The following is a 22051-nucleotide window of genomic DNA, read 5'->3' as shown; positions in this document are numbered from 1 at the left end:
CCGCACACCATGTCGAACGACCCCGACGACGGCGACGTGAGACGCGCGACCGAACCGACGCTGGCGCGGACGGTCATCGAGAACCACGGCGGGTACCCGGCGCACGAACCGCAGAGCGAGGGCCAAGGCGACAGCGGACTCCTCCGAGTCGGCATGCGCGGCGACGACGAGGACCTCAAGGAGATCAGTTGGGAGGAGTTCGAAGAAGAGTTCGAGGAGAAGGACCTCGCATTGGTGTACGCCGAAGACGGGGACACGGACGTCGGCGGCGACAAACCCATCCGCCTCGTGGAACGCGGGAGCGACGAGGAGTGAGCGACCGGTCGCTGTGCGTCTCAGCGCGGTATCGGGCGACGGACGCGATGTGATGCGCCGTTTCCGTAGGTAATCCTCGCGGCCGTCTGGTTCTCCGCGACCGTCGAAAAAAGGAGGTCCGGTTTCTTCGCCGCTTCGACGCTCGCCACGTCAGTCGTCCGAGGGCTGAGACTGCGGCGAGGGAGTCGAACTGGACGCTCGACTCATCCACTGGTCGATGTTGTTCGAGACGTACTCGTGACCGCCCACCCCGACGGAGATACCAACGCCGAGGGCGATGGCTGCGGCGAGTCCCCACGCCAGTGCGCGTGCGAACAGGTACAGTATCTGCACGTCAACGCCCATCGTGTCCAGGCCGATGACGACGACGGTGAAGTAGAGGAACATCCTCGTCCCGAGGGCGAACCACGAGGTGTAGGCCGTCTCCGTCGCCGCCTGCGTTCGCATTATCATGTCGCCGACGAAATCGGCGAAGATAAACCCGAACAGGATGATGAGCACGCCTGCGACGAAGGCGGGCAGGAACGACACCGCCCGCGCGATCCACCGCGAGAGCAGCGGAATCGCAAGCACGTTGGACATCGCCAGCACTGCGAGTGCGATGATGAACCACTTGGTTAACGAGCCTAACGCTCCGGATATTCCGCTCCCGCTGCTATCTCTGCTGTCGCTGCTGAACATATTGCCGAGAGGCGTCCCCTGCACGCGTCTGTCGAGGTCGGCCCCGTCGGCGAGTTTCTGTACGACTTTGCCCACTACGATGCCGATGAGCCATCCGATGATGAGGATGACCAACGCGCTGACGAGTCGCGGTAAGAACGCGACTATCTGCGATATCGTCTGTTGGAGAAACTCCGGCACCGCTTCTAACTGTAGTACTGTCGGAATCATATCGCACCCAGTAGTGGTACTCGTTATTTGTCAATCAACGCGCTGCCTGTGTGTGCGGGTTCGTCACATTCGGGCGCGGCGCGTGTTACAGAGATACCTCCGTAACAAGGACTGTTTACTCGCCGCCGGGGAGTTCTTCGGCGGGGAGGAACGTCCCGTACGTCGTCGTCCGCATCGCCACCGTCGTCAGTCGGAGGACGAACGAGAACAGGATCAACAGCGGAATCGTCGAGACGGTGAACGTGACGCTCACGAGGAACACGTTCGCCGCCGGGGCGAGCGACACCCCCTCTCCGAACGCGAGGACGCCGAGCGACGTGACGAACAGCGCCGGAACGCCCGTCAGGAGCATCGCCTGCGTCAGCGTCGCCAACTCCTCGTGGGTGTACAGCGTCTTGAAGTAGTGGCGGGTGAGGTTCACCTGTTCGAGGACGTGGACGAGTTCGGCCAGCGCTCGATCCTCGCTCTCGGACAGTTCGCCGTCGAGGGTCGTCCGGAGGAACCGCGCCGAGTGGATGTGCTGGGAGTAGTTGTTGTTCAGAACCGGCGCGAGGGAGACGTACATGTCCTTCGCCCGGCTCTTCTCGACCTCGCGCTCGATTTTTCCGACGACGCGTTCGCTCAGCAGGGTGAGCGAATCGACGAGTTCGCGGACCCGTTTCTCCGCGCGCGCGTCGTGGTTCTCCGCCTCGAACGCGGCGTCGAGCGCGCGCGTTCGGTCCCGGAGCACCGTCGTGACGAAGCGGAGGAACTTCGGCGGTTCGATGGGGGGTATCTCCCGGGACGGGTCCATCTTGTCGAGGCGGTCGCGAAACGACTCGACGCTGTTCATCCGGGTCCGAATCTGCTCCGGCGTGCCGAGTATCCGCGAGAGGATGAGTTGGTTGATAGAGATGGTGATGGTGACGAGCGTGAACAGCCCCGTGTTCGCGGTGGCGAACAGGCTGTTGTTCGCGCTCTCGGACGTCATCGGAACGAGGCCCGTCCACCCGAGAGCCAGCAGTATCGCGAGTTCGACGGCAGCGAGGAGGGCGACGAGGACGTACCGATTCCCGTCGAGCAGGAACCACCGCTTGACCGACGACTCCTCGTTCGTCGGGGAGGACGGCTCTCCGGCGCGCCGGCTCTCGTCACGCACCGACGACACCGGTCGCACCCGGCGCGACGAACCCGACAGTGACGAGGATGTACAGGATGACGACCGAAATCAGCCACGCGACGAGCGCGATTCCGCCGGCCTGCAGCCAGCCTCCGGGGTAGCGCCAGTTGATGACGCCGATGTACGCCAAGAGCGCCAGTAGCGGCCCGAGGAACGGCACCCACCCCACGAAGAAGGCGACGACGCTCCACACTATCGACGCGATCAGCGCCGAGACGAGAGCGTACGTGAAGTCGCTTTCGCCGACGATGACGCGCGCGCCGACGTAAATCGCGGCCGCGCCGATGAGCAGACTGACGACGAAAACGATAGCCGTGTCGATGAGCGCCATGCCGTAACTGTTAGACTAGTGTCAACTATGCGCTGTGCCTTCCTATTCAGGTGTTCCTCCCAACCCTTATCGGGCCGATTCGCCCGACTCCATTCCACCCGAACCGGCGCGTTCGCCCTCGAAACCCCGTCCCTGTCCGCGCCCGACGAAACCGCTCTCGGTTAAATGCAGGCACTATCTTGGTAACCCCTCGGGCGGAAGTGACAACTGCAATGCCTATCGGTAAACTCGCAACCCAAGACGCAGTCACAGCGAGTAGAGACACGAACCTCAAAGACATCGCCGATCAGATGGAGTCCGAGATGGTCGGGTCGGTCATTATCGCAGAGGACAACAAACCGGTCGGCATCGTGACCGACCGCGACATCGCCTTCGCCGCCGCCGACGGCAAGGACGTCTCGTCCACCTCCGCCGAGGAGATAATGACCGAGGACGTACAGACCATCGACTCCGACATCGAAGGCTACGAGGCGATAGAGCAGATGGGCGACACGAGCGTCCGTCGGTTCCCCGTCGTCGACGAGAACGACGAACTCGTCGGCATCGTGACTCTCGACGACGTCGTCGCGACGGTCGGCCGCGAACTCGAACAGATTGCCGACATCATCGAGAAGCAGTCGCCCGAGTACTCGCCGGCGTAAGGCGAACGGCCGCAGATGATCGCTCTGCGCCTCGGCGGAGGCGCGTCCTCGGCGTCTCCGTCCCGTCCGCCCGAAGATACTCCTCCCTCCCGGCGGTAGGTCGGGTATGGCGCAGCGTTCGGGACAGATCGTCTCCGACCGTCACGAGTATCTCCTGACGCGCTTTCTCCAACTCCTCCTCGCCGGGTTGGCGGTTTTCGGCGTCGTCCGCGGTAACCTCGGCGTCGCGTTCAACGCGGGCGTCGCCTTCGCCGTCAGTTGGCTTCCCGCACTCGTCCGCCGCGAAGTCGGTCTCCGGATGGACCTGCACATCGTCCTGTTGATAACCGCCGCCGCCACCCTGCACGCGATCGGTACGCTCGGCCCGTACCGGAACGTCTGGTGGTGGGACTACCTGACCCACGCGTTCTCGTCGTTCACGGTCACCGGCATCGCCTACGCCGTCGTGGTCACGGCGAATCGCCACTCCGACGACGTCTCCCTCCCGGAACCGTACCTCTCCCTCGTCCTCGTCCTATTCTCCCTGGCGGCGGCGGTTCTGTGGGAAGTCGTCGAGTTCGCGGCGACGAAACTCGGGCACGCCTTCGGCACGCAGTCGGTTCTCATCGTCTTCGGCGTCTCGGACATCGTCACCGACATCGTGTTCACCGCGCTGGGGGGCGTCGCCGTCGCACTCGGCGGGACGACGTACTTCCGAACGCTCGCGCGCAAACTCGCCGCTCGCCGCCCCCTCTCGTAGCGTCTTCCGGACGCTCTGGGCACGTCGGTTCCGTTCTGATACCGGACCGCTCGGTACCACTCTCTCGCGTTATCGTTCCGGTTTCCGCGCGTCGGCCCTTCGGAATCGGAAATGTGGCGGTATAACGACCAATCGTGTAATCCAAATTATGATACTAAAACCAACAAGAGTATATATGGAGAGTAGTATCTCACGCCAAGAGATACCATGGACGAAAACGACCTCACGTGGCTGATTCAGGAGTTCAACATAACCGCGGAACGGGCGAGCGACCGGGGAATAACGCCGAAGGAGTTCCTCGTCGCCTTACGAGCGTACGCCGACCGCGCCCGCGAGCAGTGCGAAGAGCCGATTCCGGAGTAACGCCCTTCGCGCGGTAGGGGCGCGGCCCTCGGTTGTCGTCGGGGGTGCGCGGCGGACACGTATTTAGGAGCCGCTTCGGAACAGTCTCTCGATGAGAGAGGCGCACGCATCGATACTTCGGGACCAAGGACGGGGCGTCGCGGGAGCACTTCTGGTCGTCGGCCTCTCGCTCCTGTACACGATGGAGACGTGGTGGCTCACCGCCACGCTTCCGATGAGTTACCTTCTCGTCTACGCGCTCGTGGCCTCGCGGTGGTCACGGTCACCACCAGACACGTCAACTTCCGCGTTCAGGGCCGCGACCCCTCCGAGCAGAGTCGGTGGCGCGTCGTCGCCGACTTCTCCGAACTCCTGCTTCAGGGCTTCGTCACCGCGTACCTCGTTTTGCTCCTGTTCGGCATCCTCACGCTCAACGACCGGCTTCCGGTCGTCGTCAGGCACGGTCTGATCCAGGTCGTTCCGCTGGGGTTCGGAGCCTCCGTCTCCAACCTCCTCGTCCAGGAGGGGGAGGCGTCCAGCGGCGAGGCGGACTTCCCGAAGAACGTCGCCGTCTTCACACTCGGTGCTCTCTTCGTGGCGTTCCCCGCCGCGCCGACGGAGGAGATGGAGAAGACAGCGAGCCACATGAGTGGGCCCACGCGTTGCTTCTCATCGCCGTCAGCCTCGTCGTCTCGCAACTCATCCTTCACGAACTCGGTTTCCGAGACCAGGAGGGGCGCGTCTCGACCCGTTCGCGCGGCCACCAGTGGGGGATAACGTTCGTCGCCTACGCCGTCGCGGCGACCGTCTCCGTCGCCCTCCTCGCCGCCTTCGGGCACTTCATCGACACGACGCTCTCCGAGGCGGTCCAGCAGGTCGTCGTCCTCTCGTTCCTCGCCTCTGTCGGAGCCAGCGCCGGGGAGGTGGTCATCTGATGGGCGAGTCGAGCGACGGCGCGGACGGCGGCGGACTGCGCGACGAGCCGTCCACCGCCGAGAAGGTGATCATCGCCGTCAGCGTCGCGTTCACCCTGTCGTTGTTCGCCTTCGCGGCCTTCCAGATGGTCACCACGCACTCGGCTACCGCGCCCACGGTGGACGTCGTGAACCGACAGACGATGGAGAACGGCGACGTCGTCTTCGTGGTCAAGTTCACCAACGACCAGGACGCCGGCATCGAGTCGGCCACCGTCGAGGCGAACTGCACGTCGCCGTCGACCACGCTGGAGTTCACGAACGTCCCCTCCGACGGGACGCGGTACGGTCGGATCGTCTGTCCGCCGGGGACGGAGGACCCGGGGGTGTCCGTCGCCGCGTGGAAGGAGTGACGGAGCGCACTCGTTCGTCGATACCTGAGTGACGCCTCCGGTTACCCGTTCCCGTTACAGATATATCGGTGTAATGGAATTCCTCGCGGGTCGGTCGGTACGAGGCGGGGACAGAGCGAAGAATCTTCGACGCTCCCCGATCGAGGCGTCTCTGCGGCGGTCGTTACGGCGAATCGGCCCAGTTGTACCGCATCACCAAGTCGTCCTCGTCTATTTCCTCGGCCAGACCCTGGACGACCTCGTCGCGCGAGAGGTCGCCGAACTGTTCGAGTTCGTACGGTTTGACGACGACCGGCGACGATTCGCCGTTGGCGATTCGCTCCTGCAGTTTGGCGACGCCGTAGACGAGTGCCTCGGGGCGCGGCGGGCATCCGGGAACGTGGATGTCCACCGGGATGGCCTCCTCCGCGCCTTTGATGACGTTGTAGCCCTCTTGGAACGGGCCGCCCGAGATGGTGCACGACCCCATGCCGACGACGAACTTCGGTTCGGGCATCTGGTCGTACACGCGCTTCATCCGAGGCGTGAACTTCGAGACGATAGTGCCCGGGATGATGATGACGTCCGCCTGTCGCGGCGACGCGCGCGGAACGCCCGACCCGAAGCGGTCCAGGTCGTGCTTTATCGCGTACGTGTGCATCATCTCGATGCTACAGCAGGCGATACCGAACTGCAGCATGAACATCGAGGACCCGCGGACCCACTCCATGAACTTGTCGAACTTCGTGAGGATGAACGGCGTCGAACCGAACGCCTGTCGGAGTTTCGAGTTGAAGCGGGTGTCCACGCCCGTGTTCCCCTTCCGGGCGTCCTGCGTTCCGGTCATTACCTCGTCTTTGTCCGGCGTAACGAACGGCTTCTCTTGTTTTTCGCTCATGATTGGGTTTGGTTGGTGGAAGGAACGCCCCGCCGGTGACGGTGCGGTTCCCGAAGCGGTCTCACTAGGGGTAGCGGCCTCCTCGTACATAGGCCTACGGTCTAAGATGGTGCGGTGACGGTGCGGGCCGCAGACTTTTGTGGCTTTGCCGAGAACAGAGTGGGTGATGAACGACGACGACGACCTCGAGACGACCGACGAGCTTCGTTCGCTGGAGATGAACCGAATTCAGGAGATGTTCAGCGAACAGGAGTTCCCGGTGACGACCGAGGAGCTCCTCGAGGAGTTCGACGACGTGGTCGTCGACTACCCCGGCGGCGACTCCGAGATGCTCAGACCCATCCTCGAAACGTCCGGACGCGAGACGTACAACACCTCCAAGGAGCTCCAACACGCCGTCCTCAACGGCGTCAGTCGGAACGCGGTGGGGCGACCGCGGTACAGCGACCGGGACCCGCCAACCGTCGGCGACGAGCAGGACTTCCAACAGTCGTTCTGAACGTTCCCGATTCGTCGAATTTTTCCCGCAATAGTTAACCGAATTCCGACCGAGTCCGTACCGTACATGAACATCGAAGACGCCGGAGACCTGTTCTTCTACGAACTCAAGGGGGCGTACTATATCGAGACGACTCTCGGCGAGGAACTGGCGGAGTTGGCCGACCAAGCGAACATCGAGACGTTGGACGAACAGGCCGACGGGTCGTTCCGCGAGGACATCCACGAGGCGTTCCAGACGCACCGCGACCAGACGGAGACGCACGTCGGACGGTTAGAGGCGGTGTTCGACGCCCTCGATCGTCAGCCCGAGACGCACGAGATTCGGGCCATCGACGAGTTCTTCGCGGAGAAAGAGCAGTTCAACAACGTCGTACTCAACGACGCGGCGCGGCCGCTTTACTACCTCGACGTCGGCGCGAAAGTCGAACAACTCGAAGTGCAGTGTTACGACTCGCTGCTTCAGCTCGCCGAGGCGTTGGACCTCGACGACGACGTCGTAGAGAACCTGGAGGCGAACCGCGAAGAGGACGACGAGATGCGCCGACGCGTGACGGAACTCGCGGAGGGCGACGGGGCCGAGGAGGTTCTCGGCTACCTCGCCGATGAGACGACGGTCGTGTGAGGTGACGGCGCGCCTCGGCCCCGAACGGGCGAGAGCGATCGACCCGCCGGTTCGGCCGTCCGGCGGGCCACATCGTACGGTTCGAGGGGGCGTCACGGCGTTACCGACGTGCACAGCATCGAGGCGGTGTACGAGCCCGCAGAGGCGGACGAACGCGTCTCTCTCTCGGACTCGTGAACGTCTCGAACGAGTCTGCCGTATCGTTTAACCACTGATAGACGAAATAGTATGGTATGGGGTTTCCTAGCATAACCTCGGCGTCAGGTGTCTTCACCTACTACATGGCGGCGATGCTCGCGTTCACCATCGTCCTCGCGGTGTACCTCGTCGCCGTGTTCCTGGGCCTCGTCCCACCGCCGTCCGAGATTCCGGTCTCATACTGAAGGCGTCACGCGCGTCCCACCGCTGACCGGGTGGCGGAGAGCCATCACGATTTTGTCGGTGGTAACGGTAGGAACCGTCAGACGGCAGGAGTCCGAGGCACCCATGACAATACACACCAATTACCGAACCCCGGTTTCGGACGCATCGGTCGGAGAGAGCGGTCAGTTCGGTTCCTCGACGATCCGACCCAAACGATGACGCGGGAGGAACGAGTTCCGCACGGGTGGCGAACGAACCCGTCGAACCCCTCAAAGCGGCGGCGGAGCGTCGCGCTTTCAGTGCTCGGTCTGGTGACGACGGTCTACCTCGCGTCGTTCCAACTCGGCGTCGTCTCGTCCGTCTGGGACCCCGTATTCGGAACCGCGAGTCGGACGGTTCTGACGTCGCCCGTCTCGTACGTGTTCTCGATACCCGTTTCGGTGTTGGGGTCGCTCGGGTTCGCCGCCGTCGCCGCGACGGCGACGCTCGAAGGGCCGGAACGCTGGCGGACGCAACCGTGCGTGGCCATCCTCTTCGGGGCCGTCGTTCTGACCGTCGGGGCCGCGAGCGTCGCGCTACTCGTCGCGCAGTCCGTCCTCGTCGGCGCATGGTCGGCACCGTGTCTCTTCGCGGCGGCGGCGTCGCTCGCCCTCGTTGGAACGGCCACAGACGAGACGCTAGCCTCCCTCCAGTACCTTCGACAGGTGTACAACTACCGAGGGTCGCTCTGGCGCGCGTTCTGGAAGGGGTCGCACGTACGCTCGCGGGTGAACGAGTCCGAGGGGTAGTCGTGGGTCCGAAGGTTCAGGACGCGTGGGGCCAATCGCTGAGCGTCCTCGTCGGCGCGTGGTTGGTCGCCGCGCCGAGTCTCGTCGGGTACGACGGCTTTGCGGCTGACATCCACCACGTCGTCGGCGTCCTCGCGGCGAGCGTCTCCTTCGTCGCCCTCTGGGAGCACGTGCGACCGCTCAGGTTAGTGAACGCGCTCCTCACGATTCCGTTGGTCTCCGCACCATTTCTCGTTCCCCATCCTCCCGCCGCGACGGCCAACGCACTCCTCTCCGGCTCGTTGCTCGTCTGCCTGGCGTTCGTCCGAGGACGCACCTCCCAGTCCTTCGGCGGGGGGTGGTCCTCGCTGTGGACGGGCGACGTCGGCGACCGGTCGAGAGACGAGTGACTGAGACACGTCGCGGCGAGTGTGTTTATTGTTCGCAAGCAACGTCCAACAGATTTACACTACCGAATACGGCGTATTGCGGCCTGAAAGGCGGTATCTTCGGAAGTACGCGCGTTCGACGGACGCGCTCACCCTACACATACAGGCATAGGGTGTATCACCGAGGCCCCTCCATTTGGAGTACCACAACGATGTGTCCCCCACCGTACCGACTCCGACCCGAGCGTCCGTCAGTCCGCCTCCGTTCGCTCTCCTCCCCCGGTGAGCGACGGTTCCCCTCGGACCGGACGACGGGACGCTCCGGTCGGAGTACCCCCCGCAGTCGCCTCCGAACCCCCTCGGCGGCGTCCGTATCGCGCGAACATCACCACTCCCTCACACACTAGCCCATGTTATTCGACGAACCCAAACGTAGGATCGATCTGCCGAAGCGCCGTTCCCGACCGTTCCTCTCGGCGGAGCGACGCGTCGCCGACTACTGCTCGATACGCGCGACGATGCGCGAGGTGAACCGACGCTTCGCGCTGGACGACGAGATCGAGTCGATGATGCCGATGCACGGCTAACGAACTCTGTATCGCCGCGACCGACGCGACGCCTCTTCTTCACACGTCTCACTGACGGTTCGGGCCCGACGACGAGTCCGCCGTCGGTCCCCGACTACCCTCGAAAACGAGAAAGTCGCTCGTGCACGACGTCAGGGCGTCTCAGTCGTCTCGGCCGCCTCGTCGTCGTCCTCTTCGGTGCTCGGGCGTCCGCTCTCGTCCGTATCGACGCCTTCGGCCGATTCCATCCCCTCGTCGCCGGCGGTTCCGTACCCGGCGTCTTCCTCCTCCGAGAGGGCGCTCTGGCCGCCGTCGTCCTCGGAGGACTCGCCGTCGTCCTTCCACTCGGTTATCGACTTCTGGACGCCCTCCCCGTCGGACATCTGTCGCCGCCAGAGGTAGACGGCGGCGAGGCCCATGCCGAGCACTATCCACGAAAGCTTCGAGGACGAAGACGAGGACTGGTCGGACTCGGACGATTGGTCCGACTCGGTCTGCTTTGTCTCGTCCGCGGAACTGCTCTCTTCGACTTCCTTGCGTTCGTAGCGGTCCGACTCCTCTATCGCCTCGACCATCGCCTCCTTCAGAACCTCCTTGAGCATCGCCCGCCCGCGCTCTTTCACCACGTCCGTGGCGATAGACTTGCCGCGGGCCTTCAACGAGGAACTCTGTCCGCTACTCGATCCGTCTGCCGACTGCGACGCTCTACGAGATGCCATCGGGTGAGATACGAACACACCGTCCAAGAGGCCCATGCTTGCAAACTAAAGCCGGAACGCGCGTTCGGGCCGAGACTTCACGCTCGCGGTCTGCGAACTGCAGAACTCGACTTCCGTCACTCCGCAAAGCGGACGGGAGAGAACGCTCGTCTCGGGCCGGTCAGTCCTCGGTCCAGTACATCAGGTTCTCCTTCTCCGTCCCACAGTTGGGACAGTTCCCCGGGAGGCCTTCGTCTATCTCACCCATCTCGCCGCAGTTCGTACACCGCCACATGAGTTCCGCCATCCCGAAGTTGTGCCCCGAACGGGCGTGTTCGACGGAGAGCTCCTCCGCCCCCTCTCGAACCGTGACGAACACGCCGGCGTTCGTCATTCCGCGAATCGTCCCAACCTCCGTTCCGTCTTCCGTATACAGCGTCGTTCCGAACGAGAGTTCGTTGACCTCTGCCTCGTCGTCGTCGTCGGGAGTCTCTCCGTAACTACTCATGGCTCTCTGTTGGGCGCTTTCGTACTTAGTCCCACCTGCCGTTCGCCGAATCGCCTCCGAACCGGCCCCGAACTGTCGTCGGGCGGGTTCGACGATTCGGCGGCGTCGCTCGCAGGCACGACGCTTTTCAGCCGATAGTGAGACGCTCTGACTAGCTTTCGCGGTCGATACGCTTCCCACTCACCATGAGCGACACAAACCCGCCGGACGGCGCCGAATCGCACCCGACCGAGTCGGTCTGGATGTCCACGACCGACCCTACGTCGTACCCCCCGCTAGACGGCGATGGAGAGGCGGACGTCGTCGTCGTGGGCGGCGGCATCACCGGACTGACCGCGGCGACGAAACTCTCCGAGGAGGGTGCGAATGTCGCCGTCGTGGAGTCGGGACGCATCGTTGAGGGGGTGACCGGGCGGACGACGGCGAAGTTGACCCTCCAGCACGGACTCATCTACGACCACCTCCGCTCGGAGTTCGGCGCGGAGAAGGCGCGGCGGTACGCCGACGCGAACCAGGAGGCCATCGAGACGGTGAAAGACAGGGTCGAACGGTACGACATCGACTGCGACTTCGACCGGACGGCGGCGTACACGTACACGGAGTCGAGCGAGAAGCGCGCTAAAATCTCCGACGAGGTGGACGCCGCGAAGGCCCTCGACATCCCCGCGGAGTTCGTCGAAGACACTCCCCTGCCATTCGACGTGGAGGCGGCGATTCGCGTCGAGGACCAAGCGCGCTTCCACCCTCGAAAGTACCTGCTCGCCCTCGCCGAGGCCGTCGAAGACGCCGGAAACGACATCTTCGAGCAGACGAAGGCCACGGAGATCAAGTCCGGCGGCAGGAACCGCGTCGTCACCGACCGCGGGACGCTGACCGCCGACGCCGTCGTCGTCGCGACGCACTTCCCCATCCTCGACCACCGCCTGTTCTTCTCCAGACTGTACCCGCACCGCTCGTACGTGCTGACGATTCGCACCGACGACGCGCCGACGGAGGGGATGTACTACCGCGCTGAGGAGCCCGAACGGACGATTCGGACGAAAGTCGCCGGGGAGGACGACCTGCTCATCGTCGGCGGTGAGGGACACAAGACCGGACACGCGGACAGCAACGAGCGGTACAGACGCCTCGAACGGTACGCCAACGAGCAGTTCGACGTCGAGTCGATGCCGTACCGGTGGTCCACGCAGGACTACGGGACGCCCGACCGGATTCCGTACGTCGGACGCGCCGGTCCGAAAGCCGACGGCGTCTACGTCGGCACCGGGTTCGGCGGGTGGGGCATGACGAACGGGACGGCGGCGGGCGAACTCCTCGCCGACCTCGCACTCGGCCGTTCGAACCCCTACGAGGGGGTGTACGACCCGAAACGCGTCTCGAAATCGAGCGCCAAGACGGCCGCCAAGGAGAACGTCCACGTCGCAAAGGAGTTCGTCGAGGGGTGGGCGAAGGGTCTGCTCGGTTCCGGGACGGTGACGCCGCCCGCGGGCGAGTCCCGCATCGTCCGCCACGACGGCAAACCGTACGGCCTCTACCGCGACGATGACGGCGAACTCCACGCCGTCTCCGCCGTCTGCACGCACATGGGCTGCATCGTCAACTGGAACGACGCGGAGAAGTCGTGGGACTGCCCCTGCCACGGGTCGCGGTTCGAGGTGGACGGTGACGTCATCGACGGCCCCGCCGTCGAGGGCCTCTCGAACCCCGGCACGCGGGAGTGAACGCCCCGGCCGTGCGACCCCGGCCGGACGACTTTTTCCCGGGCCGAGCGAACGTCCCAGTATGGCCGAGAACCACTCCATCGAGGCCGTCGAAGAGGGAGATGACTACTACCACGTCCGCTACGAGGACCCGGACGAGTTCGATACGATTCGGACGCCCGACTGGGCGGCGAAGGCGGCGAGTTCGGTCCTCGACGGGAGCGAAGTCCGGACCGGTCACGAGGCGGACGGCGGCGACGACGACTGGGACACCCAGAGCGTCCTCGTGCCCGTGGACGGGGTGGACGACGAGGACGAAGCGAGGAGCGTCGCGGACGATATCGTCGAGAAAATTAACGAGTGAAGCAGTAACAGCAGTGAGGGGCGGTAGGCGCGGGCGAGGTGGAGAGAGCGGAGTCGGACGGTCACCCCGCCGGCGTACGCGTCACCGGTCCACGCTGCCGAGGACGATGTCGAGACTGCCCAGCGACGCAATGAGGTCCGGCAGGTACTCCCCGTTCGACATGATGGGGAGCGCAGAGAGGTTGTGGTAACACGGACTCCGAATCTTGAATCGGGCGGGCGAGTCCGTCCCGTCCGACCGGATGTAGACGCCCAATTCGCCCTTGGCGATTTCGACCGCTCGGTAGATCTCTTTGTCGTTCTCCGGGCGGAGCGTCCGCGGGACGTTCGCCTGGAGGGTTCGGTCGTCTTCGGGCCAGTCCTGCAGGAGGTCCACGCACTGTTCGACGATTCGGGCGGACTCCTCGACTTCGCGCATGCGCACCAGGACGCGAGCGAAGTTGTCGCAGGTGTCCTCCGTGACGACGTTCCAGTCGAGTTCGGGGTAGTAGCCGTAGGGGTCGTCGCGGCGCAGGTCGTAATCGACGCCCGACCCGCGGGCGACCGGTCCGGTTACACCGTAATCCTTCGCCACGTCGTGCGGAAGGACGCCCGTGTTGACCGTTCGCTTCTGGAATATCTCGTTGTTCGTCATCAGGTCGTGGTACTCCTCCAGCGTCGGCGGGATGTCGTCCATGAAGTCCCGCACCTTCTCGAAGAACTCCTCGCGGGGTTCGGGGATGTCCCAGACGACGCCGCCGACGCGGAAGTAGTAGAACATCATCCGCTGGCCGGTGAGGTCCTCTAAGATGTTCTGGACCTTCTCGCGGTCACGCATCGCATACTGGAAGATGGCCGTGAAGTCGCCGTACACGTCCAGCGCGAACGTCCCGAGCGCGAGGAAGTGACCGAGCATCCGACCGAGTTCGACCGACATCGTGCGCAGGACCTGCGCGTACTCCGGCACGTCTACGTCCACCAAGTCCTCTATCGCCCGCGCGACGGCCCACTCGTTCGGCATGTTCGCCGTGTAGTCCCAGCGGTCGGAGTAGGGGATTATCTGGTGGCGGTAGGTCCCCTGCTGGGCCATCTGCTCCTCGCAGCGGTGGAGGTAGCCGATGTCGGGTTCGACGTCCGCGACCTGTTCGCCGTCGAGGTGGGTCTTCAGGTGGAGGACGCCGTGCGTCGCCGGGTGGTGCGGCCCGATGTTGATGTACAGCGTGTCGTCGTTCTCGGTCTCCGTCTTGGAATCGAGCAGCGACGTGTTCTCCCGAAGCGAGACGATCTGCGGTCGGTTCTGGTCGTAGTCCATCGACAGGGGGTGACCCTGCCACGTCTCGGGGAGGAGGATGCGACGCATGTCGGGATGCTCGTCGTACTCGATGCCGACGAGGTCGTACGCCTCCCGTTCGTGCCAGTTCGCCGTCTCGTAGACGGGCACCGCCGTTTGACTCCGCGGGTCGTCCTTCGCCGCCGGAACGACGATGCTGACCTCTCGGGTCCGGTCGTCGTAACTCGTGAGGTGGTAGATGGATTCGTAGCGGTCGCCGTACTCCTGCGCCGTGAGACAGGAGAGGTGGTCGAATCCAGCCTCGTTTTTGAGCGTCGAGAGGACGTTCTGTACGTCGTCCGGGCGGATGACGTACGCAGGCGCGTTCACGTGGTCCTCTCGGTCGATGACGTACTCATCAAGTAGCGCGTCTACCTCGTCCTGACTGGCAACGGCCTCCTCTCCGATAGCCTGTGTGTGTCGTTGTGAACTCATGGTGTATCGTCCTCGTCGGACCGGGTGCGCCCGACGAGCGCTTCCGTGCCGGGAATCGTCCATCGGCGCGTTAGTCCCCGCTCTACCCGGCGTATATACGTTGCTCCGTGGACGAGGCTATTCAACCTTCGGCCGATGGACTGAAACGTCCGCGAGTACGAACGGGCCGCCGAACGTCGTCCGCCCGAGGGAGGGCCGGAAGCGTTTATCCGGTACGATGCGAATCCCCGGCCGAGAGGTACGCCCTGAGTACGATGACTTCACCAGAACACGCGCAGGCGACCGACTCCGGCGACGAGGACGCGAGGCTCTTCGAACCGACGCTGACGAGCCTCTTCGAACACCGTCGCGTGAGAGGCGGCGTGAAGGGCCTTGCCGCCGGCGGAGTCGCTACGATCGTGATGTCCTGTTTCCGAATCTCCATCTCCCAGTCGCCCCCGCCGACGTCGTGGTTCTGGGCGAAGTACGTGAGCGGGGGCGAACCGGAGGACCACCTCGTTCCCGGGGCGATACTCCACCTGTTCTACGGCATCGTCTCCGGCGGGATGTTCGGCGTACTCGTCTCCGCGCCGTCGGACTCCTCCGCACCGCGGGACGGCGGGGAGGCCGACGAACGGAGTCAGGTCATGACCGAGCAGAAGACCACGGTGTTGGGCCTCGTCTACGGCGTCCTCCTCTCGGTGTTCGGAACCGCGACGTTGATACGGCGCGTCCTGCAGTTGGACCTCGACGAGGACGAGCGATTCGTGTTCCACGTGAGTCACGTCGTGTACGGACTCGCACTCGGCGCGTGGTTCGGTTCGGACCGGTGACGAGCGAAAACCCCTCGGCCCGTTGGATTGGGGTGGCGACGTCGCCGGGACGGATTTTTTCCGGACCGCGCGCACCGCAAACCGATTTTTCATTAGTCTCGAGTCGAGTACTCGTCCGTCGGAGAAATCGTCCTGCGTCTATTCGCCTCGTAGACTGTGTTGCCCGGTGGGAATAACGCATATACCGGAGCCGTACGTTGATCTGAAAAACTACCATGAGTCTCGTGACAGTCCGCATTCCTGCTTGCGATTTAGCCTTCGAACACGCGTTCGAGGTGGTACCGAACCTCCGATTCGAGATGATCCAGTCGGTCGCCGCGGACCGATCCGTCTCGATGGCTTACGTCCGCGCGTGGGGCGCGCCCCAGGAGGAGATAGAGGCGGCGTTCGACGGCGATCCGAGCGTAGACGACTTCGAGGCGGTCTCCCAACGCGCCGAGAGTTGGCTCTACGAGATCGATTGGGACTCCCCGCGCCTGTTCGTCCTCCGGGAGATTATCTTCCAACGCGACGGGCAGATCATCTCCGCCTCCGGCGAGGACGACGAGTGGGTCCTCCGACTGCTGGTGCTCGACCGCGACGACATCTCGAAGGTCGTAGACGACACGACGGACCACGGCTTCTCGGTGGACGTCGCCCGAATAACGAAGATGGACCCGCAGACCGCGAGTCCGGGCGAACTCACCGAAGAACAGTACGAGACGCTGCTGAAGGCCGTCGAGAAGGGCTACTTCGAGATTCCTCGCCGGACGACGATGGAGGAGCTCGCCGGGGAGTTCGGAATCAGCCACCAGGCGCTCTCCGAACGCCTTCGGCGGGGCCACCGGATGCTCATCGAGTCGGCGCTGGAGGGGCAGACGCTCAACTTCGACTGACGGCCCGCACCGCGCGAGACTCGCGAGACTCGACGCCGCGACGGTGGGGGAGGGCCGACGAATCTATCCGCGGCTAACCCGAGTTACGACCGTGACCGACAAAATCGCTCGCGCCCGCGAGGAGATTGAACGCGCCGGCGACGAAGCCGAGAGCAACGTCAGAGAGCCCCTCATGTCGCTCTCCGACGGGCTAAAGGAGATCGTTGGCGGTGACAAGACGCAGGACACCCGCCCGCACGACGACCGCCTGCGCGAAGTCGAGCACCAACTGGACGAACTGGAGGACGAAGCGGAGGGGTCGCCTCGGGAGCGAATCCGTCGAGCGAAGACTCTCATAGAGGACTACCGACAGAACGCCTCGACGGAATAGTACTCGAGGCTGAATCCCACCGCGACTGAACAGTACGTTACAGACATAACACTGTAACACGGACGCGGCGGCGAGCACCGCAAAAAACGACCGCATCCCGTCGTCAGCGTCCCGAACCGACGACGAGGGAGGTCGCAGCGTAAATGGCACGCGAGATGATGACGAAACACCGCTGGCGGATGGGTTCCGTGTTAGCTCCGGACGAACTCGTTTGCTCGTTCCGATGTCCGCGGTTCGACGCTCTCCGTCTGGCAGTCAACCGTCGTGAACGTCGGCCAGTCACCCGTTCGCGTCAGGCCGTCTCCGTCGGTTCGGTCGTCCCTGGTGTACTATGTTACCACCCACCACTGATAGACGCTCAGTTCGCTTTACCTTGACGGCCGTCGGCGCGGCAGAAATCGTCCCTTTCGCCCAAATCGTTGCTCGGCGCTCGGTTCCCCGTTTCAGGCGTGCTGGTCGCGGCTGATGACTCTGGCCGAGATGTAGGTGACCAAGATGAGCATCAGAAGCGGGAATATCGTGAGGAAGTGACTCAGGGCGGTGAGAAAGAGGTTCTCCTCCCACGGCATGTAGAGAAGGAAGAACACGACGAAGAACGCGAGGATACCCATCGGTATGATGTTCACGACGATGTCGAGAAACGTCTCTCGGTCAATTCCTGTGGCGCCAAGCGAGACCATATTGACCCATCGTTCGAGGCAGGACAAAGTAATTCCGGCCGGAACGGGCTCCGAACGGTGACCTACTCGACCCCCCGAGACGCTTTCTCGCCTATTTCCCTCTCGGACGGGCGGGCACACCCTCTAGCGAACAAAATATCTTGTACTCTCCCGAAAAGAACACACTATTTTAGTACGATTCCTATCTAACTACATACGTGAGGTTTCTTAGCCTAAATACGCTGATTTTGGATTGTCACTCGTTAAAATCGATGGTCATCTACGTATCGGATATCTAGTACCGGAAAACCGAAGTACGAAGAATTCAGACGGAAGCGGCCGCGAGTGAAGCATCCGCGGGCGAGAAGAGGACGCTCTCCGAATCTATCCTGTCCAATCATCTCTCCGATAGATGAACAGCAATACCGCACACTCCGCCGGGAGAGGCGAACGCGCAGGAGAACTGCCGCAAAAGGAGAACCGTCGAACCGACGGTGATCGTGCGTACGGTGTCTTCGCTCTACGCTTCGCTCAGTTCACCTGCGACGTTCCGTTCGCCACCATGCTCAGGAAGAACGAACTGAACACGGTTTGAACGCCGAGGATGATGATTGTCATCGCAAACAGGTTCGGCATCGGGGCCGGCAGTTGCGTGTATCCGGTACTGGCCCACCGAGCGAGAGCGGCGGCGACATAGAGGGCGCCGACGCCGCAGAGGAGGAGCCCGAGAGTCGCGCCGTGTTCGAGGCGGAAACTATCGCGCAGTCGCTTCGTGATGGGGTCGCTCGGCTTGCGGATGGGGTCGGTCGTGTAGGAACTGAACAGCGCGAACGATCCGACCTGGTGGCCGATGACGGTGAGGACGCACCCTGCAAAGGCGGTCTGCATTCCGAAGTTGACGCCGTAGACCTCGGCGCCGAGGAGTGACCCGAATATCGTCAACAGGCCGACGAGCGAGAATCCGACCGCCGGGGCCGAGAAGAGGTACCCCGGCGCGTTGACCAGCATGAACCGGATGTGTCGCCAGCCGTCGCGGAAACTATCGAGCGTCGCTTCCCCGGTCCGCTCGTGGTACGTGATGGGTCGCTCCGCGATCTCTAAGTCGTTCGCCCCCGCCTGCATTATCATCTCGCTGGCAAACTCCATTCCGGTCGATTGGAGGTCCATCTGCTCGAGAGCGTCGGCGTCGATGACGCGGAATCCGCTGTGAGCGTCGCTCACTCCGGCGTCGTAGAACGTGTTCAGGAACTTCGTCAGGAGGGGATTGCCGATGTACTGATGAAGCGGCGGCATCGCCCCGGATTTGATTTCGCCGCCGAGGCGGCTTCCCATCGCCATGTCCGCGTCGCCGTCCGCGACGAGGTCGTACAGCTTCGGCAGCTCTTCGAAGTCATACGTCGTGTCGGCGTCGCCGATGGCGATGTAGTCCCCCCGGGCTTGTTCGAATCCGTGGAGGTAGGCCGCGCCGTACCCCGCTTCGGTCGGTTCAACGACGTGCCCGCCCATCGACTCCGCGATCTCGGGCGTCCTGTCGGTCGAACTGTCGGTGACGACGATCTCCGTCGGCACTTTCATCGTCTCCACCGCCGACTTGACGCGGTTGATGCACTCGGCGATTCCCTGCTCCTCGTTCAACGTCGGAATGACGACCGAGAGCGTCGGTTCGAGATCACTCTCCGGCGTGATGAGGTATCCTTCATCCGGATCGCGCCGGAGTTCGGATTCGCCGTTCGCATACTGCTGTTCTGTCTTGGTTCCGTTCTCGTGGATGGTCGATCCGGAAGTCGAGTCCGCCACTGCTGTGGCGTTCATCGCCACGTCCCCCGCGTCGCGGACTGTCCTTCTTTGACCGTTTACGTTGTCTCCGTTTGAATTCATCTCTGACATCTCTTCATTTTGCTTACTGACATACTGTTTTCTGCCTGGTGGGTTCCCCACCCTTTCTCCGCTCTTCACCTTACCTCGTACCGCGGTCCTGTCAACTAATTAAGGTTGTTATGTACGACACCGCACACTAAAATCAAAGTTTCGGTGCCGTCAGTTGACTGTCTGATTGTCTAATAAGCCTCGTTCTGAACGCCAAACAGTACATGATATTATCAAATTCATACATAGCTATGGTAATAAATTTTTTTAAATACGTCTGACGTTGTACTCCGCTCTCGGCGTTCGCTCCAGTCGCAGACTGGGCGTGAGAATCGCCGAACGAGGTGGATGCCCGAATCGGCGGAGTACCGTCGAGAGAACCAACTCTCTGACCCATCGGCGTTCTACTCGGAATCATCGGAACTATCCGTTTGGAACTGCCGGACGAGTCTCTGTGCGGCCTCCACCGCCTCGTGAACCCGCCCCACGTCCTCCGTTTGTCCGCCGTAGACGGCCATCTCGTACGTCTCGACTAGCGTATCGAGTTCGTCTCCGGCGGCGATACCGGAGCGTTGGCAGGCGCGGTAGAACTGGCGGTGGGTCTGTCTCCGATGTGACCCATCGAGCATCGGTGACACCGCGTTCTGTACGGAACGATACGCCAGCCGAATCGCCCGTTCGAATTCTCCTTGTTCCAGCAGTTCGTCAGTCGAGAACACCGCCGTCGGAGACAGCACTTCGGGTACGTCCTCGGGTTCTTCCTCGCTCTCGTCGTCATCCGACGTCTCATCATCGGAGGATCGAATTCGATGGAGTACGTACCCTCCCGCGGCTAGTACTACTGCCACGATCCCGAAGACGAGAGATGGGGGGAGGGGCCCCCTGAACACCCAGCTAAGAAGTAATTCAACGAAGCCGTTTGGACTATTGATTGCTTCAAGGCCCCTGAGTTCCTCGGGGAGCGGAGCGGTCGCATTCGACGACTCGAGGTTGGATTCGGAACCCTCGAACGTCGCCTTCACCGTCGAACCGCTGAGGTTCTCCGCCTCAACTCGAAGCTCGTAGCGACCGTCTGCGTCGGTTTCAACGCGTTCTATCGCCTCTCCACCGACCGACACGCGGACTGATCTCCCCTCAAGTCCTTGTCCACCTTCGACGGTCAGTCGGCCGGTCGCGATGAGATCTGATTCGTTCGCCCGCACTGAGAGCGTCGTGTTTGTCGGTGTCGGTTCTACAACGATGCTTTCGCTCTGGGTGGAGACGGCGACTGCGCTGCCGTTCTGGGGTCCCTCAACGCGCAGCGGGCGTTCGCCCGTTGGAACGGACGCGGAAATCGACTCGTTCGCCGCAAACGACCCGTTGGCCGTCGTACGGTTTGTCGCAAGCGATTGGTTACCGAGCGTTAGCGAGAGTGGGTAGCCCGGGACGGCTCGGCCGTCAACCGAGAGCGTCCCTCGCGCAGACACCTGTTCGTTGTACGCGACACGGTCAGTCTGATTGTCGATGGTGACGGTAGCGTTCACCTGCTTGACGTCGATTGGGAGCGTCCCGTTCGATGCTGTATAGAGGGACGTCTCGGTAGGGACGTAACGGACACTTACGTTCGAGGCGTTCACGGACAACGTGGTCGGACGATACTCGAGCGCGAATTGGCCCTTTTCGTCGGTCTTCGTCTCGTACCGTCGATTGCCGACGGCTATCGTGACTGTCTGATTCGCGACGGAACTTCCGTTGGCCGCTATGAGTTGGCCGCTGATGCCCATCGGATCGACGAATGAGGCGTTGGAGTCGTTGGCGGTGAGCCGCAGCGTTGTCGCTCGGAGTTCTGTCATCACGACTTGGTTGCCGGTGGCGGAGATGTTCTCCTTCACCGCCGCGATCTGCTCCCGTTGGTCAGAGAAGTTTTGTTTCGTCTCCTCACTCAGGTTCGCGTACGTCTCGTTAAGGCGGTCTGCCGAACGTTCGGCCTGCGTCGAGATGTTGTTCAAGCGATGAGCCAGTTGTCTGGCCTTTTCCTCGTCGCCGCGGCGTTTGGCGTCCTGGTACGCTTCGTACGTCTGATTGAAGTCTTGGGCCGCCAGCGAGAAGTTTACTGTGCTATTCCGCGCGCGCTCGAAGTCGCCAGCCGTCACATTGGCATCGTCACTAAGCTCCACTTCGACTTCCTCGTACTTCTCCAACGACTCGAGGAACTCCTCGTCCAGTTCACCCCGTGCACTGGCGTATTCTCCCTCGCTGATTTTGATGCTACTCTCGTTGAGGCGGGCGGCCATCCGATCGGAGAGAGCGCCCCGTAACTCCGTGAGCGTCTCTTCGTTGCTCACGTTGTCAGGGTTCACGTGACGAACGGTCGAGTTGTTCGTCGTCGAGTCGTTTGTCTCCGTGTTCGTCGCCGAATCGTTTGTCTCCGTGGCGTTTGCGGGTGGCGACTGTTGTGCGAAGTCGTCAGCTCCCTTTGGTTCGGCGGCTTGCGTCTGCGCTACTGCGGGACCAACGATTCCACTTCCGACCAGAGAGAGGGCGAACAGGAGGGCGACTGCAAGCGATCGACGAGAGCCTTGCACGATGATGTTCTCGTGGTGACGGCATATATGTTCTTCCGTTGTCGAGAGCAAAACATTCAATG

At 62.8% G+C, this 22051-nt stretch carries 26 protein-coding genes and 2 pseudogenes; 18 read left to right on the top strand and 10 right to left on the bottom strand.

Going from position 1 to position 22051, the window contains the following annotated elements:
- Positions 1–9 precede the first annotated feature (9 nt).
- Positions 10–315, top strand: coding sequence for a hypothetical protein (locus ACZ522_RS00995; protein ID WP_464391722.1), 306 nt, complete (start codon positions 10–12; stop codon positions 313–315).
- Positions 316–465: 150 nt separating this feature from the next.
- Here the strand turns inward: ACZ522_RS00995 and ACZ522_RS00990 are convergent, their stop codons facing one another.
- The 3 genes from ACZ522_RS00990 to ACZ522_RS00980 form a co-directional block, all read right to left on the bottom strand.
- Complete coding sequence (locus ACZ522_RS00990) at positions 466–1206, bottom strand: mechanosensitive ion channel family protein (protein ID WP_464391721.1); 741 nt, start codon at positions 1204–1206, stop codon at positions 466–468.
- A 115-nt stretch (positions 1207–1321) separates the two neighbouring features.
- On the bottom strand, positions 1322–2344 hold the full coding sequence (locus ACZ522_RS00985; protein WP_464391720.1) for a DUF7972 family membrane protein: 1023 nt from the start codon (positions 2342–2344) through the stop codon (positions 1322–1324).
- A complete protein-coding gene (locus tag ACZ522_RS00980; protein WP_464391719.1) occupies positions 2337–2696 on the bottom strand; it encodes a hypothetical protein in 360 nt (119 codons plus the stop codon). The genes ACZ522_RS00985 and ACZ522_RS00980 overlap by 8 nt, the downstream gene beginning before the upstream one ends.
- Before the next feature lie 212 nt (positions 2697–2908).
- Between ACZ522_RS00980 and ACZ522_RS00975 the strand changes: the two genes are divergently transcribed.
- The 6 genes and pseudogenes from ACZ522_RS00975 (at position 2909) to ACZ522_RS00950 (ending at position 5745) form a co-directional block, all read left to right on the top strand.
- On the top strand, positions 2909–3337 hold the full coding sequence (locus ACZ522_RS00975; protein ID WP_464391718.1) for a CBS domain-containing protein: 429 nt from the start codon (positions 2909–2911) through the stop codon (positions 3335–3337).
- A gap of 106 nt (positions 3338–3443) precedes the next feature.
- Positions 3444–4076 (top strand): DUF2238 domain-containing protein, encoded by a 633-nt coding sequence (locus tag ACZ522_RS00970; protein WP_464391717.1) that lies wholly within the window; start codon positions 3444–3446, stop codon positions 4074–4076.
- A 207-nt stretch (positions 4077–4283) separates the two neighbouring features.
- The gene (locus ACZ522_RS00965) at positions 4284–4439 is read left to right on the top strand and encodes a hypothetical protein (RefSeq protein ID WP_464391716.1); all 156 of its coding nucleotides are present in this window, start codon (positions 4284–4286) and stop codon (positions 4437–4439) included.
- A 91-nt stretch (positions 4440–4530) separates the two neighbouring features.
- Positions 4531–4629: pseudogene (locus ACZ522_RS00960) on the top strand (hypothetical protein); the annotation flags it as partial.
- Positions 4629–5353 (top strand): annotated as a pseudogene (locus ACZ522_RS00955) (DUF2391 family protein). The pseudogenes ACZ522_RS00960 and ACZ522_RS00955, both read left to right, overlap by 1 nt.
- Positions 5353–5745 (top strand): hypothetical protein, encoded by a 393-nt coding sequence (locus ACZ522_RS00950; RefSeq protein WP_464391715.1) that lies wholly within the window; start codon positions 5353–5355, stop codon positions 5743–5745. Before ACZ522_RS00955 ends, ACZ522_RS00950 begins: the two are co-directional and overlap by 1 nt.
- Before the next feature lie 163 nt (positions 5746–5908).
- On the opposite strand, the gene ACZ522_RS00945 is transcribed toward ACZ522_RS00950, so the two are convergent.
- Entirely contained in the window at positions 5909–6622 is a 714-nt protein-coding gene (locus ACZ522_RS00945) for an NADH-quinone oxidoreductase subunit B (protein WP_464391714.1), read from the bottom strand.
- Between the two features lie 166 nt (positions 6623–6788).
- Between ACZ522_RS00945 and ACZ522_RS00940 the strand changes: the two genes are divergently transcribed.
- The 6 genes from ACZ522_RS00940 to ACZ522_RS00915 all read left to right on the top strand — a co-directional run bounded on the left by ACZ522_RS00940 (position 6789) and on the right by ACZ522_RS00915 (position 9851).
- Entirely contained in the window at positions 6789–7121 is a 333-nt protein-coding gene (locus tag ACZ522_RS00940; protein ID WP_464391713.1) for a DUF5789 family protein, read from the top strand.
- A gap of 66 nt (positions 7122–7187) precedes the next feature.
- Entirely contained in the window at positions 7188–7745 is a 558-nt protein-coding gene (locus tag ACZ522_RS00935; protein ID WP_464391712.1) for a YciE/YciF ferroxidase family protein, read from the top strand.
- A 233-nt stretch (positions 7746–7978) separates the two neighbouring features.
- Positions 7979–8128 (top strand): hypothetical protein, encoded by a 150-nt coding sequence (locus ACZ522_RS00930; RefSeq protein ID WP_464391711.1) that lies wholly within the window; start codon positions 7979–7981, stop codon positions 8126–8128.
- 195 nt (positions 8129–8323) lie between these two features.
- A complete protein-coding gene (locus tag ACZ522_RS00925; protein ID WP_464391710.1) occupies positions 8324–8896 on the top strand; it encodes a vitamin K epoxide reductase family protein in 573 nt (190 codons plus the stop codon).
- A gap of 2 nt (positions 8897–8898) precedes the next feature.
- Positions 8899–9285, top strand: coding sequence for an SPW repeat domain-containing protein (locus tag ACZ522_RS00920; RefSeq protein ID WP_464391709.1), 387 nt, complete (start codon positions 8899–8901; stop codon positions 9283–9285).
- 389 nt (positions 9286–9674) lie between these two features.
- Entirely contained in the window at positions 9675–9851 is a 177-nt protein-coding gene (locus ACZ522_RS00915) for a hypothetical protein (RefSeq protein ID WP_464391708.1), read from the top strand.
- 131 nt (positions 9852–9982) lie between these two features.
- Here the strand turns inward: ACZ522_RS00915 and ACZ522_RS00910 are convergent, their stop codons facing one another.
- Both ACZ522_RS00910 and ACZ522_RS00905 read right to left on the bottom strand, forming a co-directional pair.
- Positions 9983–10549: a hypothetical protein gene (locus ACZ522_RS00910; RefSeq protein ID WP_464391707.1), complete on the bottom strand. Its 567-nt coding sequence runs from the start codon at positions 10547–10549 to the stop codon at positions 9983–9985.
- A 160-nt stretch (positions 10550–10709) separates the two neighbouring features.
- Positions 10710–11036, bottom strand: coding sequence for a TFIIB-type zinc ribbon-containing protein (locus ACZ522_RS00905; protein WP_464391706.1), 327 nt, complete (start codon positions 11034–11036; stop codon positions 10710–10712).
- Positions 11037–11221: 185 nt separating this feature from the next.
- Between ACZ522_RS00905 and ACZ522_RS00900 the strand changes: the two genes are divergently transcribed.
- The gene (locus ACZ522_RS00900) at positions 11222–12757 is read left to right on the top strand and encodes an FAD-dependent oxidoreductase (protein WP_464391705.1); all 1536 of its coding nucleotides are present in this window, start codon (positions 11222–11224) and stop codon (positions 12755–12757) included.
- Positions 12758–12818: 61 nt separating this feature from the next.
- Positions 12819–13100: a hypothetical protein gene (locus tag ACZ522_RS00895; RefSeq protein ID WP_464391704.1), complete on the top strand. Its 282-nt coding sequence runs from the start codon at positions 12819–12821 to the stop codon at positions 13098–13100.
- An 81-nt stretch (positions 13101–13181) separates the two neighbouring features.
- On the opposite strand, the gene ACZ522_RS00890 is transcribed toward ACZ522_RS00895, so the two are convergent.
- Positions 13182–14843, bottom strand: a complete 1662-nt coding sequence (locus ACZ522_RS00890; RefSeq protein WP_464391703.1) for an NADH-quinone oxidoreductase subunit D — start codon at positions 14841–14843, stop codon at positions 13182–13184.
- Between the two features lie 254 nt (positions 14844–15097).
- Here ACZ522_RS00890 and ACZ522_RS00885 point away from each other — a divergent pair, with 254 nt between their 5' ends.
- The 3 genes from ACZ522_RS00885 (at position 15098) to ACZ522_RS00875 (ending at position 16900) form a co-directional block, all read left to right on the top strand.
- Positions 15098–15655, top strand: coding sequence for a hypothetical protein (locus tag ACZ522_RS00885; RefSeq protein WP_464391702.1), 558 nt, complete (start codon positions 15098–15100; stop codon positions 15653–15655).
- A 215-nt stretch (positions 15656–15870) separates the two neighbouring features.
- Positions 15871–16530, top strand: a complete 660-nt coding sequence (locus ACZ522_RS00880; RefSeq protein WP_464391701.1) for a helix-turn-helix domain-containing protein — start codon at positions 15871–15873, stop codon at positions 16528–16530.
- 91 nt (positions 16531–16621) lie between these two features.
- Positions 16622–16900: a DUF7553 family protein gene (locus ACZ522_RS00875; protein ID WP_464391700.1), complete on the top strand. Its 279-nt coding sequence runs from the start codon at positions 16622–16624 to the stop codon at positions 16898–16900.
- A gap of 443 nt (positions 16901–17343) precedes the next feature.
- Here ACZ522_RS00875 and ACZ522_RS00870 read toward each other — a convergent pair whose 3' ends face one another.
- From ACZ522_RS00870 to ACZ522_RS00860, 3 genes are all read right to left on the bottom strand, one after another.
- On the bottom strand, positions 17344–17580 hold the full coding sequence (locus tag ACZ522_RS00870) for a DUF6684 family protein (protein WP_464391699.1): 237 nt from the start codon (positions 17578–17580) through the stop codon (positions 17344–17346).
- A 510-nt stretch (positions 17581–18090) separates the two neighbouring features.
- The gene (locus ACZ522_RS00865) at positions 18091–19371 is read right to left on the bottom strand and encodes a glycosyltransferase family 2 protein (protein ID WP_464391698.1); all 1281 of its coding nucleotides are present in this window, start codon (positions 19369–19371) and stop codon (positions 18091–18093) included.
- Between the two features lie 458 nt (positions 19372–19829).
- On the bottom strand, positions 19830–22040 hold the full coding sequence (locus ACZ522_RS00860) for a hypothetical protein (protein ID WP_464391697.1): 2211 nt from the start codon (positions 22038–22040) through the stop codon (positions 19830–19832).
- Positions 22041–22051 lie beyond the last annotated feature (11 nt).

The organism is Halopelagius fulvigenes, assembly GCF_055398025.1.
Note: the sequence above shows the minus strand (reverse complement) of the source record. Positions and strands in the feature narration are given on the sequence as shown.